The following is a 15,401-nucleotide window of genomic DNA, read 5'->3' as shown; positions in this document are numbered from 1 at the left end:
TCACCGGTACTCCGCCAGCCTGCGCCCGATCCCCAGCACCGCGCCGAGCGCGGCCAGCGCCGCCAGCGCCCCGGCACCCACCGGCAGTCCGTCCAGCGCCCCGCGCCCGTCGTCCGCCGCCGACCGGAACTCCCCCTGCTCATGCACCAGCGCCTTGTGCAGCCCGGTCGCCACCCGGTCGAACGACTCACCGGTGGAGCCGCCGGCGCCGATCACCTTCTCCAGCGCCCGGTCGTACTCGCCCTTCTCGTCCGCGGCCCGTGCCCGGGCGTGCCGCGCCTGCCACTGCCGTACGTACGTGACCGCATCGCGCACCGGCCCCCGCCCCGCATCGTCGTCCGCCAGCGCCAGCGCCGTTCCCAGCCTGCTCTTCGCCCCCGCCGCACCATGATCGCCTGCGCCGGCCAGATCCCGCATCCCCGAACGGAAGCCGACCTCGTAGAAGTCCCGCTGATCGCGGGTGAGCACCGCACCACGGGCCACCAGCGTCAGATTCTCGTCCCCGCGTGCCTGCAGTGCATCGATCCGCGCCTCGACGAGCACCCGCAGCGACCGGGCGCCGTGCTCATACGAATCCGTCAGCCCCGCGCGCGCCACCGCGTGCCCCACCACCAGCCACACCAACACCGCGACGGAAGCGGCCGTCGCGACCAGCAGACCCGGGTCGAACACCCGGTTGGTCCGCCGGTAGTGCCGCCGCTGCGCCCATCCCAGCGCACCGATCGCCACCACCCCGGCCGCCATCGCCCACCACGGCCACGCCTCGGCATCGTCGTAGTCCGCCGCCAGCCGCCCGGTCTCCGCGTCGTACAACGCCCGTGCGGCCGGCAGAAGTTCCGTACGCATCCGTTCGTTCGCGTACCGCAGATACGCCCCGCCGAGCGGCAGCCCCTGCCGGTTGTTCGCCCGCGCGGTCTCCACCAGCCCCGTATAGCGCGGCAGCTGCCGATTGAGGCGGGCTATCTGCGCGCCCGCCTCGTCCGAGCCGCGGGCGCTCTGCGAAGCCTTGGCCAGCAGGTCCGCCGCCGTCGCGATATCGCGGTCGTAGCGGTCACGCGTGGCCCCGCCGCCCTCTTCGCCCGCCAGGAAGCCGCCGGCGGCCGTGGTGTCCGCATCCGCCAGCGACCGGTAGATGCTCGCCGCGTCCGACGTCAGCGGCTGACTGCGCTCCACCACGTCCTCCGCGGCGGCCGCCCGGTCGGACACCTGCCAGGCCGTGACCGCGCCGAACACCACCACCAGCAGCACCAGGACGGCACCGATCATCCGCAGGCGGCCCGGTTCGGTCGTTGCCGCGGCGCGCAGCTCGTCCAGCCCCTCGGCCCAGGCCGGCCGGCGCCCCGAGGCGGACGGTGCCACGCTGCTGGTCGACACGGACGACACAGAACCTCCCCCTGGTCGCGGGCTGCGCACCCGGCCCCCGCGCCCGGCGCCCGGAGCGCTTACGACAAGGACCGGTGCATGGGCAGCAGTATGTCCGGCGCCACTGACAAGCACACCGCGATTGCCCTGATCTTGTTCGGATCGCGATCCGCGGCCGGGCCCGCCGCCCCGTCCCGTCCGGCATTACAGTGACCGCAGAGTCATCAGACATCAGACGCCGGAATCAAGAGCAGGGCATCGGCACGCCGGCCGGCGCCCAGGGAGTGATCTCGTGCAAACAGTCCGCAAGGGCAGGGTGTCGCTCGTGGAGAGCGCGACCGACGAGATCCGTGCCCAGATCGTGAACGGCACCTGGCCGGTGGGCAGCCGCATCCCGCCCGAGAGCGTCCTGTGCGAATCCCTCGGCGTCAGCCGCGCCTCGGTCCGCGAGGCCGTCCGCTCCCTGGTCCACTCCGGACTCCTCGAACCCCGGCAGGGCGACGGCACCTTCGTGATCTCGGACGACGACAGCGCGGCCGCCCTCCGCCGCCGTCTCGAGCGCGCCGAGCTCAGCCATGTCACCCAGGTCCGCCAGGGCCTCGACGTGGTCGCCGCCCGGCAGGCCGCCAAGCACCGCACGGAGGCCCAACTCGCCGGCATCGAGGCCGCGCTGGCCCGCCGCAACGCGGCCCTCTCCGCCCGCGACACCGACGCCTTCACCGCCGCCGACGCCGAGTTCCACGTCCTGGTCGCCGAGGCCGGCGCCAACCCCGTCCTCGCCGACATCTACCGCTCTCTCAGCGCCGCTCTGCGCGCGGAACTCCGCCGCGCCGCCTGCGTGGACACCGCCACCGCGGCCGCCACCGACCCGCACCTGCGCCTCACCGAGGCCATCCGCGCCCAGGACCCCCAGGCCGCCGTCGACGCCGCGGTCCTGCTTCTCGCCGGCCACGTACGCGACCTGGCCCTCCCCCTCGACGACTGAGCCCCGCCGGGAACCCTGACGGCGCATTCCACAGCGCCGCGCGCCTCCCCCTTCACTCCCACGCGCCGCTGACTCGCACACCCCTCCATGGCTACGCTGAGTGACGAAGTCGAGTTCGATCTTCACTCAGCAACCACGACGAGCGGGGGCCGCCCCGCACCCGGAAGTCAGGAGACCCCCATGCGCCGCATCGGCACCTTCTTCGCCCGCATCATCCCCAAAGCCGGCTCCACTCCGCCATTTACGCCTCCTGCCTGCGGATTCCTGACCATCGGCGGTACGACCTACATCGATCCGCATGGCACCTACCCCCTCGACCACCGCCTGACCGGCGCCCCCACTCTCGTCATCAACGACACCGACCAGCCCATCACCATCGTCACGGAACGCAACCACGACCACCTCCCCGCCGCACCCCCGCCCCACCGCGCCCCCACGGACCTCGTCCTGACCCCGGCCACGGACGTCGTGCTGGCTCCGGGCGAACGCACCGAGACGCGTAGGGGGGACGGCGTGCAGGTCGTGTAGACGGGCAGGCAGGCGCGAAGGCCGCGAAAGGGGACGGGCGCCCTGGCTCATGTCGCCAAGCCCGCGCCCGCCCCAGGTCCCCTCTCCTCCCAAGCCCGCCTCAGCCGCCCATAGGCGTCCGCCTCGGCACCCGCCCGGTCCAGGGTGTCGAGGGTCGCGCCCAGGACCGGTGGTGCGGTGACGACGTGGGGCACCGCCTTGGGGGCGCGTTCGGAGAGGAGGCGGAGGACGCGGTCGTGGAGGAGGGGATGGCCGGCGGCCAGGACGCTGCCGCCGAGGACCACCGGGGTGGGTTCGGTGAGGAGGTCGAGGCGTTGCAGGGCGACGGTGGCCATGAGGACGATCTCCTCGGCCTGCCGGGTGATGATGCCGCGGGCGACGGGGTCGCCGGAGGCGGCGACGGCGAAGAGGACCGGGGCGAGTTCGTGGCGGCGTCGGTCGGGGATGCCCCGTAGGTGGAGCGCCTCGATCAGCTCCGGCATGGTCGTCAGGCCGAAGTGGGCGGGGAGCGCACGGGCCAGCTCGGTCGGGGTGCCGCGGCCGTCCTCGGCGCGGGCCGCGTGCCACAGGGCCTCGTCGGCGAGGAAGGAGCCGCCTCCCCAGTCGCCGGAGATCCGGCCGATGGAGGGGAAGCGGGCGGTGGCTCCGTGGCGGCCGAGGCCGGCGCAGTTGATGCCGGCCCCGCACACCACGGCGACGCCCACTGGCTCCCCGTCGTCGGGTAGTCCGGCCCGCAGCAGAGCGAAGGTGTCGTTGCGGACGGAGACCGTGTGGGACCAGCCGCGGCGGGCGATTTCGGAGGTGAGAGCGGTCTCCTCGACGGGGAGGTCGGCGTTGGCGAGGAAGGCGGAGAGGTGGTCGACGGGTCCGGCGCCGGTCATCCCGGCCTGGGCGAGGGCTGATTCCACCAGGGGAGCCAGCGTGTCGATCGCGCGGGCGGTGCCCACCACGGCGGGCTGGAAGCCGCCGCCGCGCGCCGTGCCGAGCAGCCTGCCGTCGGCGGCCACCAGTGCCACGTCGGTCTTGCTGTTGCCCGCGTCGATGGCGAGCGCCGTGCCGGTCAGGCCCACGTGAGGTGCTCCCGGTTGTGCGCAATCAGCTCGTCGGTGAGCCGGTCCGCGTAGTCGATCTGGCCGATGAGGGGGTGCGAGAGGAGGGCGGAGAAGACCCGGTCCCGTCCGCCCTTCAGGGCCGCCTCCAGGGCCAGGTGCTCGTAGGCGGTGACGTTGGCGATCAGCCCGGCATAGAGCGGTTCCAGGGGGCGTACGGGGAGCGGGGTCGGGCCCGTGGCGGCGACGGTTGCGGGGACCTCGATCACGGCGTCGTCGGGGAGGAAGGGGAGGGTGCCGTTGTTGAGGGCGTTGACGATCTGGGTGTCGCCGGTGTCGCCCAGCAGGGAGGAGGTGAGTGCCACGGCCGCTTCGGAGTAGAAGGCGCCGCCGCGCCGGGCGAGCAGCTCCGGCTTCTCGTCGAGCGCCGGGTCCTGGTAGAGCGTGAGGAGTTGCCGCTCGATGGCGGCGACCTCCGCGGCGCGGGAGGGCTTGCTGCGCAACTCCCGTACCACCGCGTCGTGTTGGTAGTAGTAGCGCAGGTAGTAGGAGGGAACGGTGCCGAGGCGGTCGAGGAGCGGGCGGGGCAGGCGCAGATCGTCGGCGATGGCGTCGCCGTGTTCGGCGAGGAGCGCGGGCAGGACGTCCTCGCCGGCGACGCGGACGGACCGCTCCCAGGTGAGGTGGTTGAGGCCGATGTGTTCCAGCTCGACCTGGTCGGGGGAGAGGCCCAGCAGCTTCGCGAACTTGCGCTGGAAGCCGATGGCGACATTGCACAGGCCGACGGCCTTGTGGCCGTGGGTGAGCAGTGCGCGGGTGACGATGCCGACGGGGTTGGTGAAGTCGACGATCCAGGCGTCGGGGTTGCGGCGGCGCACCCGCTCGGCGATGTCGAGGACCACGGGAACGGTGCGCAGCGCCTTGGCGAGGCCGCCCGCGCCGGTGGTCTCCTGGCCGACGCAGCCGCACTCCAGGGGCCAGGTCTCGTCCTGGTTGCGGGCGTCCTGGCCGCCGATGCGCAGCTGCAGCAGGACGGCGTCGGCGCCGTCGATCCCGGCGTCGAGGTCGTGGGTCCACGAAATCGTGCCCGGGTGGCCCTGTTTGGCGAAGATCCGCCGGGCGAGACCGCCCACCTTCTCCAGCCGGTCCAGGGCCGGGTCGATCAGGACGAGCTCTTTGAGCGGCAGGACGTCACGCAGCCGCGCGAAGCCGTCGATGAGTTCGGGGGTGTAGGTCGAGCCGCCGCCGACCACGGCGAGTTTGACGCCGGGGCGCGGGGACCGACCCTCGGGAAGCCCTCCCCGAGCAGAGGGCTCCGAAGAAGCGGAAGGAGCGGAAGAAGGGAAAGAGGCGGATGAGGCGGATGAGGCGGATGAGGCGGATGAGGCGGAGGAGGCCGGAGAAGTGGAGGAGATGGAAGGAGTAGAGGAGAGGGACGAGGCAGACGAGGTGGAGGGAGTGGGAGACGAAGACGGCGGCATACGGGATCAGCCCTTTACTCCGGTGAGGGTGACGCCTTCGACGAAGGCTTTCTGTGCGAAGAAGAAGATGAGGACGACCGGGGCCATGACCAGCAGCGTCGCGGCCATGGTGAGGTTCCAGTTGACGCTGTGGGCGCTCTTGAAGGACTCCAGCCCGTAGGAGAGCGTCCAGGAGGCGGGGTTCTGAGCCGCGTAGATCTGCGGTCCGAAGTAGTCGTTCCAGCAGTAGAAGAACTGGAAGAGGGCGATGGCGGCGATGCCCGGCCTGGCCATCGGTACGACGATCTTGAGCAGGGTGCGCAGCTCGCCGCAGCCGTCGACCTTCGCGGACTCCAGATACTCCTGAGGGATGGTCAGCAGGAACTGCCGCAGCAGGAAGATCGAGTACGCGTCGCCGAACGCCATCGGGATGATCAGCGGCCACAGCGAGCCCGAGAGGTGCAGCTGCTGGGCCCAGACCAGATACATCGGGACCACGATGACCTGCGGCGGCAGCATCATCGTGGAGATGACCAGGATCATCGTGGTGCGGCGGCCGCGGAAGCGGAGTTTGGCCAGTGCGTAGGCGACCGGGACGGCCGAGCAGACGGTGAACAGGGTGCCCAGGCCCGCGTACAGCAGGGAGTTCTTCCACCAGTCCACGAACCCGGGGGTCTGGAAGACCGTGCCGTAGTTGGACCAGTGCCACTCGTGCGGCCACAGCTCGCCGCTCATCGCCTGGTCGTCGCTCATCACGGAGGTCAGGAAGACGAAGACGAAGGGGAGGAGGAAGAACAGGGCGGTCGCGACGGCGAGGGAGTGGACGGCGATCCAGTGCAGCAGCCGGGTGCGGCGGGCGCGGGCGGCCGGGCCGCCGGTCGTGCCGGTACGGGCCGGGGCGGGGCGGGCGGGGAGCGTCGTGGTGGTCATCTCGGATCAGTCCTCCGCCGCAAGCAGACCGGAGCGCTTGCGCATCAGCAGGGTGGTGACGGCCATGGCGATGACGAAGAGCACGAGGGAGAGCGCGCATGCCGCGCCGGTGTTGAAGTTCTGGAAGCCCAGGGAGTAGACGAGCTGCGGGACGGTGAGGGTGGAGTGGTCCGGGTAGCCGGGCTGTATGACGGTGCCGGGGCCGATGGAGACGCCGGAGGCGAGCTTCCCGGCGACCAGCGCCTGGGTGTAGTACTGCATGGTCTGGACGACGCCGGTGACCACCGCGAACATCACGATGGGGGTGATGGCCGGCCAGGTGACATAGCGGAACTTCCCCCAGGGGCCCGCCCCGTCCAGCTCGGCGGCCTCGTACTGCTCCTTCGGTACGTCCAGCAGCGCCGCGATGAAGATCACCATCAGGTCGCCGATGCCCCACAGCGACAGCATCACCAGCGACGGTTTGGCCCATGTGGGGTCGTTGAACCAGGACGGCGCGGGGATGCCGAGCGCCCCGAGGATCTCGTTGACGGGTCCGGTGCCGGGGTTGAGCAGGAAGACGAAGGCGACGGTGGCGGCCACCGGCGGCGCCAGATACGGCAGGTAGAAGGCGGTACGGAAGAACCCCACGCCCGATTTGAGCTTGGTGACGAGCAGGCCGATGCCCAGCCCGAAGAGCACCCGCAGCGCGACCATCACCACGACCAGCCACAGCGTGTTCCACAGCGCGGGCCCGAAAAGCGGCATCTGCGTCAGCACGTATTTCCAGTTCCGCAGCCCGACGAAATCGGGCGGTTCGATCTGGTTGTAGTGCACGAAGGAGAAGTAGACGGTGGCGATCAGCGGATAGCCGAAGAAGACCGAGAAGCCGATGAGCCAGGGGGAGAGAAAGCCGAGGGTGCGCAGCCGCTCGCGGGTGCGTTTGCGTCGTAGCGCGGGCGCGGGGGTGGTGGTTGCCATGGCGGTTCTCCGTCAGCTCTCGGAGTCGGTCCGGGGAGGCGGTGCGGGTTTCGCCGGTTCAGTTCTCGGACTGGAGGTTGTCGGCGTCGATCCGGTCGTCGAGTGCGCGCAGGCCCGCTTCTAGGTCGGGGACCCTTCCGGCCTCGACGTCGTAGCAGAAGTCCTGTAGCGCGGTGACGTACTGCCCGCCGTTGGTGGAGGGCGGCAGGGCGACGCTGTGCGGGTTCTGCGCGATATCGAGGAAGGTGCGGAACGTCGGGTCGCTGTCCAGTGCGGGCGACTTCAGCGCCGCTTTCGTCGACGGCACGTTATGGATGGCGTTGGCGAACCGGACCACCTGATCGGTGTCCACGGTCAGGAACCTCACCAGTTCCCATGCCGCGTTCTGATGCCGGCTGCTGTGCGCGATACCGGCGACGGTGCCGGTCAGATAGCCCCGCCCGTAGGTGTCGGCCCGGTCGTCCGGCACCGGCATCGGCGCGGTGCCCCAGTCGAACTTCGCCTCTGCCTGCCGGAGCATCAGCCCGCGCCATTCACCGTCCATGTGCATGGCCAGCTTCTGCGTCAGAAACGCGTTCTGCGAGGACATCTCCTCGCCGAAGGTGGTGCGGAACCTCTCCAGCGGACCGTAGCCGCCCTGCGCGTCGACCAGTTCGCGGGCGGTGGTGAGGAATTCCTTGGTCGCCGGCTCCTCGGCCAGCCGGGCCTTGCCGTTTCGGTCGAAGTAGGACGGCCCCCACTGGGCGAACAACCGGTCCGGACTGTTCTGGTAGAGCCGGAAGTCGGGCATGAAGCCCACCCGTCGGTACGAGCCGTCGTCGGTGCGCCGGGTCAGCTTGACGGCATCCCGCTTCAGCTCCGATATGGTGCGCGGCGGCCGGGTGATCCCGGCTTCCTTGAAGGCGTCCTTGTTGTAGTACAGCCCGTAGGAATCGGCGAGCAGCGGCAGGGCGCACTGCCTCTTTCGGTAACTCGTGTACTCCAGCAGGGTCTTGGGGAAAACTCTTTCCTTGTCCACACCGGTCTTCTTCAGGAACGGATCGAGGTCCGCCCACATCCCCGACGAGCAGTACTGCCCCACATTGCCGGTGGTGAAGGACGACACCACATCCGGTGCGTCGTCCCCGCCGGCCCGCAGCGCCTGGTTCATGGTCTCGTCGGTGACATTGGGGACCACTTTCACCGTGATGTTGCGGTGCGTCCTTTCGAAGCGGGCGACGCTGTCGTTGATGGCCTTCATTTCGCCCGGGGTCGACCAGCCGTGCCAGAAGGTGAGCGTGACCGGCTTGGTGGGATCGTCACGGTCACTGCCGACACTCGGATTGGCGCAGCCCGACACGAGCAGCCCGGCGCCGGCCAGCGCCGCTGACACCCGGATGCGCAGACGCGAAATCGGCATGGCGGACTTCCTTTACGGCGGGGTGGGTGGGGGAAGTGGCGCGACGGGGTGTGCGGTGCCTTGCTGGGCCGTGCGTTTCCGTGCCGGGGCCGTGTGTGCCGTGCGGGGGAGGGGCGGTTCAGCCGGTGGTGGTGTCGAACACCGCGTTGCGGGCGTCCGTGAGCGCCGTTTGCAGTGCGCCGATGAGAATCGGATTGCCGCCGATATCGCTCAGCCGCAATTCGGGCCGGGGCAGCGCGAGTCCGGTGAACTCCTCCTCGACCAGGGCGCGCAGCGCCTCCCCGCCGGCCTGCGGGACCTCGCCGGAGAGCACCACCAGCCGCGGGTCGACGACCGCGACCACGGCCGCGAGCCCCGTCGCCAGCCGCCGGGCGACCTCCGCCCGTACGTCGGCGCGGTCCAGCGCCTCCTCGACCGTACGGGTGCCGGCGGCCCCGTACTCCCGGGCCAGCGCGATCACGCTCGGCGAGCCGACCAGCCGCTGGAAGCCGCCGCCGGCGTCCGGTTGGGCGGCGCTGCGGTCGCCGCCCCTGGCCAACGGTGCGCCGGGCAGCGGCATATAGCCGATCTCGCCCGCGCCGCCGGTGGCGCCGCGCAGCAGCTGACCGCCGAGGACGATGGCGGCACCGACCCCCTCGTCCGCCCACACCAGCACGAAGTCGTCGAAGTCCTGCGCGGCCCCGTCCTGCTGCTCGGCGACCGCCGCCAGATTCACATCGTTCTCGATGGTGATCGGGGTGCCCAGCACCTCGGCCAGCTCCTCTTTCAGCGCCCGTGAGTGCCAGTCCGGCAGATGCGGTGCGTAGCGCAGCCGGCCGGTTTGCGGGTCCAGTGCGCCGGGTGTGCCGATCACCGCCCCGTGCAGGTCCGCGCGGCCCAGTCCGGCCTTGGCCAGCGCGCCGTCGACGGCCCTGGCGACCAGCTGCGCCGTCCGGTTCGGCGCCGCCTCGTCCACGGCGTCGGTCCCGACCCGCTCCTCGCCGAGCACCCGCCCGGTGATGTCCGCGACCGCGGCGGTGATCCCCAGCTGGTCGACCGCCAGCGCCGCGATATGCGCCGCCGTCGGGTCGATCTCGTACAGCTGGGCGTTGGGCCCGGGCCGCCCGGTCACGTTCCCGGTCGTCCGCACCAGCCCCGCGGCCTCCAGGCGCGCCAGCAGCTGCGAGGCGGTGGGCTTGGACAGTCCGGTCAGCGCGCCGATCTGCGTACGGGTCAGCGGTCCCTGCGACACCAGCAGATCGAGCGCGGCGCGGTCGTTCATGGCCCGCAGGACCCGCGGCGTCCCAGGGGTCCCTTGCGCTTGCTGCCCGCCGGCCATGACCGTCACCCCGTTCGTCGGCGGCCGCGGCGGCCACCGAGCATCTGTTAGGAAACCTTCCAATCGATGGACAGGAAGGTAGGTCGTGGGCCGGGGCGGCGTCAATGGGGTGAGCACGGTGAGTTGCGGGCGGAGTACGCCGGGCACGGCCGGCGGGAGAGTCGGGCGGGCACGGCCGGCGGGCCGTGGAAGGCTCAAAGTGGGCGGGTACGGCGAAGGGGCGGCCGCGACATGGATCGCGGCCGCCCCTTGTGCGGCGCGTCAGGCGCCCGGCGTCACTTCGCCCGGCTTACTTCCCGAGCTTCGGCGGCGCCGCTATCGGGTCGGTCGCCAGGGACTGCGCGGACGTCGGGTTGTTGAGGGCCGAGGGGGCGCCCATGGCGGCGGTGGGGTCCGCCGGGGTCGCCGGCTCCTCCTCTTCCGGGGCGGGGCGGGGGGCGAGGTGGACGCCGGCGGCGTCCAGGGCGCGCTTGATGCGCCAGCGCAGTTCGCGCTCCACACCCAGGGCCTTGCCGGGCATGGTCTTGGCCGAGACGCTGAGGGTGACCTGGTCCAGGTGCACCTCGCTCAGGCCGAGCACCTCCACCGGCTCCCACAGCCGCTCGTTCCACGGCTCCGCCTTGGACATCTCCTCACCGGCGGCGGTGATGGTGTCGCGGGCGCGCTCCAGGTCCTGGTCCGCGGCGAGCACGACGTCGACGGACGCCGTGGACCAGCCCTGGCTGAGGTTCCCGATCCGCTTGACCTCGCCGTTGCGGATGTACCAGATGGCGCCGTTGGGCCCGCGCAGCTTGGTGACCCGCAGACCGACCTCGATGACCGTGCCGGTGGCCACGCCCGCGTCGATCTCGTCGCCGACGCCGTACTGGTCCTCAAGGATCATGAAGACGCCGGAGAGGAAGTCGGTGACGAGGTTGCGGGCGCCGAAGCCGATGGCGACGCCGGCCACACCGGCGCTCGCCAGCAGTGGCGCGAGATTGATCTGGAGCACGGAGAGCACCGTCAGCGCGGCGGTACCCATGATCACGAAGGAGGCGACGCTGCGCAGCACCGAGCCGATGGCCTCGGATCGCTGGCGCCGCCGCTCGGCGTTGGCGAGCAGACCGCCCAGCGCGGTGCCCTGGGCGGCGGCCGCGGTGCGGTTCATCCGCTCGATGAATTTGGTGATGGTGCGACGGATCACATGGCGCAGCACCACCGCGATCACGATGATCAGCAGGATCTGCAGGCCGGACGTGAGCCACGTCCCCCAGTTCTCCTGCACCCAGCCGGCGGCGTTGGTGGCCTTCTGTGTGGCCTCGTCGAGCGAGGTCGGGCCGGTGGAGTCGGGTGCGGCCGCGCGCAGGGGCGCGGTGGCGACCGGCGAAGCGGACCAGAACACAGTCGAACCTTCCGTGTGGGACAGCAGACCCGGACCGAGGGGCCCCGGGGGCCGGGCAGGCCATCCACACTAACGGGGCAACGGGGGCGGTCCGTGCCCGTGTTCGAGCCGGGAGGTCCCAGGGCGGTCGAAATGAGCCGTATCCGCGGGGAAGTACGGGGGTGTGGTGGAAAACACCTCCGGCCCGTTACTCGGTCATGGTGGCGCTCCGACCAGGCACCGGGGGACACTGTGGGGAGATCGTCCCGGCGCGAGCCACGCGCCGCCGGCGTACAAGGAGGCACCCGTGCCGCATGTCCTGGTCCTCAACGCGTCGTACGAGCCGCTCGGCGTCGTACCGCTCCGCCGCGCGCTCATCCTCGTACTCAATGAGAAGGCTGTGAGCCTCGAGGAGTCCGGCGCCCTGATGCACAGCGCGACCCGTGTCGTACCGGCTCCGAGTGTGGTCCGCTTGAAGCGGTTCGTGCGGGTGCCCTTTCGAGGCCCCGTGCCACTGACCCGCCGGGCGCTGTTCGCCCGTGACGGCGGGCGCTGTATGTACTGCGGTGGCGTCGCAACCAGCGTCGACCACGTCATCCCGCGCAGTCGCGGCGGTCAGCACACCTGGGAGAACGTCGTCGCCGCCTGCCGGCGGTGCAATCACGTCAAGGCAGACCGTCATGTCGCCGAGATCGGCTGGCGGCTGCGTCATCAACCCGCCCCGCCGTCAGGACTGGCGTGGCGGATCATCGGCACGGGCCATCGCGATCCGCGCTGGCTGCCGTATTTGCAGCCGTACGGCGCGGATGACGCCTTGGCCCGGATCGACGCCGTATCGGCGTAGCCGGGCCTTTGTACGTGTGGGCCGCCGTGCGGACGGAGCGTCGCTTCGTCCGCACGGCGGCGGCACACGGCCCGCCGCCTTGGAGCGCTATCCCCGGTCCTCGACCGCGTACGCCTCCACCGACCACAGCGAGTATCCGAACCGGGTGGCCCGCTTGTCGCCCTGTATCCGGATGAAGCGGGCATCCTTCGCGTCCATCCTGACCGACTCGCGGCCGCCCTTGCCGTCCCGCACCGTCGCGGCGGTGCGCCAGCTGCGGCCGTCCGCGGAGACCTGGATGCGGTAGCGGGCCGCGTAGGCGTCCTGCCAGTTCAGCACGAGCCGGCCCAGGCGGGTCGGGTGCGCCAGCGCGAACTGGAGCCAGGCGCCGTCGTCGTCGGTCGAGGACCAGCGCGTCTTGGGGTTCCCGTCGGTGGCGGCCGAGGCCGGGAAGTCGGCGGTCTCGTCCCCCGAGGAGGAGGTGGCGGCGCCGCGCGCCAGGTCCTCGCCGCCGGTGCGCGGATAGGCGCGCAGCGACAGCGTCTGCTCCTCGCCGCCGAAGGACACCGGGATCTCATACGTCCCGGAGGCGGCGGATTCGGGCACGTCGATGCCGATGCGGACTGTGGCGGTGCCGCCGCGCGGCGCGGTGACCTCCTTGGGCGCGTGCACGGTGAAGCCCTTGGGCGCCTTGACCGTCAGCTTCTCGCGGACATCGCCCGGGCGGCGGGAGAAGAGCCGGGCGTCGACCGTCGCACTGCCGCCGGTCTGGGCGTCCGCCTCCTTGCGGGACAGCTCCAGACCGGCCGGCGGGGTGTCGTCGAACCACGGGGTCAGCGCGTGCACGGACGGGGCTTCCTCGCCGTTCGCCCAGGTCAGCCGGACCGCGTCGGCGCGCAGCCGGGGCGTGTGGGACTCCGTCCAGCCGGTCGCGGAGAGCCGGTCGAGGCGGCGCCAGCCCTCGCCGGGGACATGCGCCTCCAGTTGGACGCCGCCCGCGGACGGCCCCGGGTCGGTCAGTGCGGTGACCGCGGCCAGCCGGCGGGCCCGTTCGAAGGGGACGGTCAGGGAGGTGGGGTCGGCGCCCTCGGTGGGGCGGGGGGCGTTGCCGCGGGTGCCGGTCCAGGCGTCGGCCTCGGTCATCGCCCGCTGCAGGAACGGCGCCAGGACCCCCTTGCCGACCGTCGCCGGGCTCCGCTCGGCCTCCTTGCGCAGCCGCTGCACCGCGCGCTGGGCCGACCAGGCGGCGTCGCCGTCGTCCCGGGCCTGCGCCGTCAGCGCGTCCACGGCCTGCTCGCCGGCGCTGCCGTAGCGCGCCAACTGCTCGGCCCAGGGCCGGATTTCGGCGGCCAGGTCCGAGTCGAGGTTCCCGGGGGCGGTACTCATGGTGTGGAAGGCGGCGCGCAGCGCCTTGGCCGCCCGGGCGTAGTCGGGGTCCTTGCCGGGCCGGCCGCCGTTGACCGCCGCTTCGCGGGTCTCCCAGAAGCGGTCGATCAGGGGGCGCAGATACCCGGACTCGTCGCGGTTCAGTAGCGAGGAGGAGGCGTTGCCGGCGAGCGCGCGCAGGGCGGCGCGGGCCCGGGGGGCGCCGCCCGCCAGGTCGTCGATGGCCGCCTCCCAGGACTCCGCCGGGCGGTATTCGCGCGGGTTCCAGGCGTAGTCGGCGCTGGTGAAGAGCGGGATGCGGGAGGCCAGCGGCTGCTGCATGGCGTTGGCGAGCAGCGCCGAGGAGCCGGTGGCGACGGCCGGCTCACGGCCGCGGTAGGGGCCGAGGAAGATCCGGTCCTGCGCGTAGTCGTTGACCGGGTAGTTGTCCATGGTGACCAGCTGGTGGCCGAACGCCTGGCGGGCGGTGGACAGTTCGCCGCCGGTGATGGTCCGCGGGACCACCCCGACGCCGGTCCAGGCCACCTCGACCCGGTCGCCGAGCGCCTCGGCGAGCGCGCTGCGGTACGCCGTGGAGCCGTCCTGGTAGTACTCGGTCGGCATCAGCGACAGCGGCGCGGCGTCCGGGTGCCGCTCGCGCAGATGGCCGGCGAGCGCGTTGGCGACACGGGCCTGTGCCTTGGCGGCCGCCTCGGGGCCGGTGCCGAAGGCGTCCTCGTCGGCGCCGCAGTGCCATTCGTCGTAGCTGACGTCCTGGAACTGCAGCTGGAAGGAGCGCACCCCCAGGGCCCACATCGCGTCCACCTTGCGCCGCAGCGCCCGCAGGTCCTCCTCGGACGAGAAGCACAGCGCCTGGCCGGGGGCGAGCGCCCAGCCCAGCGTGACGTGGTTGGCGCGGGCCCGCTCGGCCAGCGCCCGGAAGTCCTCGCGCTGCGCGGCCGGGTACGGGTCGCGCCAGCGGGCCTGGCGGTAGGGGTCGTCACCGGGCGCGTACAGATAGTGGTTCTGCTTGGTGCGGCCCAGGAAGTCCAGCTGGGCGAGCCGCTGCGCCCGGCTCCACGGCTGGCCGTAGAACCCCTCGGTGGTGCCGCGCACCGCCGTGCCGGGCCAGTCGCGTACGACCACCGATGCCAGCTGCCGTCCGCCCCCGTCGTGGTCCGCGCCGTCGGTGACCAGCTGCCGCAGCGTCTGCGCGGCGTGGAAGAGGCCGTCCGGGCCGACGCCGGCCAGCGCGACCGTGTCCCGGCCGCCGACCTGGCCCACGGCCAGCCGGTAGCCGCCGGAGGGCAGATCGCCGCGGGCCGGTGCGCGCAGCGCCCGCAGCGCCTCCTCGGCCGGCTCGCCGCCGACCAGGATCACCGGCCCGGCCGCGGGCGGCCGCTCACCGGGCGCCTGCCGGCGGACCGTGCGCACCCCGGCGTCCCGCAGCAGAACGCGCAGCACGTCCAAGGTGTACGGGTCGGTGTCCGGCGCGGCCACCAGCGTCGCCTCGCCGCCCAGGGGCACGGCGGTGCCGAGCTCCTGCAGCGACTGGGGGCGCGGCCAGACCGCGGGCAGCCGCCCGGCGCCGGCCGGCCGGTCCGGCTGGTCGGGGGTGCCGATGGCAGGGTCCGCGGGCGCCGCCTGGGCGCTGGGCACCCCGCCCAGCAGCCCACCGATGACCGCGGCGGCCAGGGCGGTGGTCCCCGCCGCCCGCGCGCGGGCGCCCGCGCCGCTCCCCCTGCCGCTCCTACCGATTCTTCCGACGCTCCACACGCCCCGGCCTCGCACGGCTGCTCCTCGTCCCCGTCCATCACTCGCCGGCTTCCACCGGCGCCCCGTCTTCCCGCCGATGTCCGTTC

At 72.2% G+C, this 15,401-nt stretch carries 12 protein-coding genes; 3 read left to right on the top strand and 9 right to left on the bottom strand.

What is annotated here, in order from left to right; all coding sequences use genetic code 11:
- Complete coding sequence (locus WAB15_RS15275) at positions 1-1,374, bottom strand: hypothetical protein (protein ID WP_407286589.1); 1,374 nt, start codon at positions 1,372-1,374, stop codon at positions 1-3.
- A gap of 280 nt (positions 1,375-1,654) precedes the next feature.
- Between WAB15_RS15275 and WAB15_RS15270 the strand changes: the two genes are divergently transcribed.
- Together WAB15_RS15270 and WAB15_RS15265 are read left to right on the top strand one after the other, a co-directional pair.
- Entirely contained in the window at positions 1,655-2,347 is a 693-nt protein-coding gene (locus WAB15_RS15270; protein ID WP_399146774.1) for a FadR/GntR family transcriptional regulator, read from the top strand.
- Between the two features lie 180 nt (positions 2,348-2,527).
- The gene (locus WAB15_RS15265) at positions 2,528-2,875 is read left to right on the top strand and encodes a hypothetical protein (protein ID WP_399146773.1); all 348 of its coding nucleotides are present in this window, start codon (positions 2,528-2,530) and stop codon (positions 2,873-2,875) included.
- A 47-nt stretch (positions 2,876-2,922) separates the two neighbouring features.
- Here the strand turns inward: WAB15_RS15265 and WAB15_RS15260 are convergent, their stop codons facing one another.
- From WAB15_RS15260 to WAB15_RS15230, 7 genes are all read right to left on the bottom strand, one after another.
- Complete coding sequence (locus WAB15_RS15260; protein ID WP_407286588.1) at positions 2,923-3,945, bottom strand: N-acetylglucosamine kinase; 1,023 nt, start codon at positions 3,943-3,945, stop codon at positions 2,923-2,925.
- Complete coding sequence (locus WAB15_RS15255; RefSeq protein WP_407286587.1) at positions 3,936-5,177, bottom strand: 6-phospho-beta-glucosidase; 1,242 nt, start codon at positions 5,175-5,177, stop codon at positions 3,936-3,938. Before WAB15_RS15255 ends, WAB15_RS15260 begins: the two co-directional genes overlap by 10 nt.
- Positions 5,178-5,411: 234 nt before the next feature.
- Entirely contained in the window at positions 5,412-6,314 is a 903-nt protein-coding gene (locus tag WAB15_RS15250) for a carbohydrate ABC transporter permease (RefSeq protein ID WP_407286586.1), read from the bottom strand.
- A 6-nt stretch (positions 6,315-6,320) separates the two neighbouring features.
- Positions 6,321-7,274 (bottom strand): carbohydrate ABC transporter permease, encoded by a 954-nt coding sequence (locus tag WAB15_RS15245; protein WP_407286585.1) that lies wholly within the window; start codon positions 7,272-7,274, stop codon positions 6,321-6,323.
- 58 nt (positions 7,275-7,332) lie between these two features.
- Complete coding sequence (locus WAB15_RS15240) at positions 7,333-8,673, bottom strand: ABC transporter substrate-binding protein (protein ID WP_407286584.1); 1,341 nt, start codon at positions 8,671-8,673, stop codon at positions 7,333-7,335.
- A 118-nt stretch (positions 8,674-8,791) separates the two neighbouring features.
- Positions 8,792-9,934 carry an ROK family transcriptional regulator gene (locus tag WAB15_RS15235; protein ID WP_407286583.1) on the bottom strand — a complete coding sequence of 381 codons (1,143 nt, stop codon included), beginning with the start codon at positions 9,932-9,934 and terminating at the stop codon, positions 8,792-8,794.
- 346 nt (positions 9,935-10,280) lie between these two features.
- A complete protein-coding gene (locus WAB15_RS15230; RefSeq protein ID WP_399146766.1) occupies positions 10,281-11,372 on the bottom strand; it encodes a mechanosensitive ion channel family protein in 1,092 nt (363 codons plus the stop codon).
- Between the two features lie 286 nt (positions 11,373-11,658).
- Between WAB15_RS15230 and WAB15_RS15225 the strand changes: the two genes are divergently transcribed.
- Positions 11,659-12,195, top strand: coding sequence for an HNH endonuclease (locus tag WAB15_RS15225; RefSeq protein WP_018538909.1), 537 nt, complete (start codon positions 11,659-11,661; stop codon positions 12,193-12,195).
- 87 nt (positions 12,196-12,282) lie between these two features.
- On the opposite strand, the gene WAB15_RS15220 is transcribed toward WAB15_RS15225, so the two are convergent.
- Positions 12,283-15,234 (bottom strand): beta-N-acetylglucosaminidase domain-containing protein, encoded by a 2,952-nt coding sequence (locus tag WAB15_RS15220; protein ID WP_407289228.1) that lies wholly within the window; start codon positions 15,232-15,234, stop codon positions 12,283-12,285.
- Between the last annotated feature and the right edge of the window lie 167 nt (positions 15,235-15,401).

Source organism: Streptomyces sirii (assembly GCF_045690365.1).
GTDB classification, from domain to species: domain Bacteria; phylum Actinomycetota; class Actinomycetes; order Streptomycetales; family Streptomycetaceae; genus Streptomyces; species Streptomyces sirii.
This window is presented reverse-complemented; position numbering and strand designations above follow the sequence as displayed.

Bases quoted from the DNA above. Each gene is read 5' to 3' on its own strand.
- WAB15_RS15240 (WP_407286584.1), bottom strand. From the start codon at position 8,673: ATGCCGATTTCGCGTCTGCGCATCCGGGTGTCAGCGGCGCTGGCCGGC.
- WAB15_RS15235 (WP_407286583.1), bottom strand. From the start codon at position 9,934: ATGAACGACCGCGCCGCGCTCGATCTGCTGGTGTCGCAGGGACCGCTG.
- WAB15_RS15245 (WP_407286585.1), bottom strand. From the start codon at position 7,274: ATGGCAACCACCACCCCCGCGCCCGCGCTACGACGCAAACGCACCCGC.
- WAB15_RS15250 (WP_407286586.1), bottom strand. From the start codon at position 6,314: ATGACCACCACGACGCTCCCCGCCCGCCCCGCCCCGGCCCGTACCGGC.
- WAB15_RS15265 (WP_399146773.1), top strand. From the start codon at position 2,528: ATGCGCCGCATCGGCACCTTCTTCGCCCGCATCATCCCCAAAGCCGGC.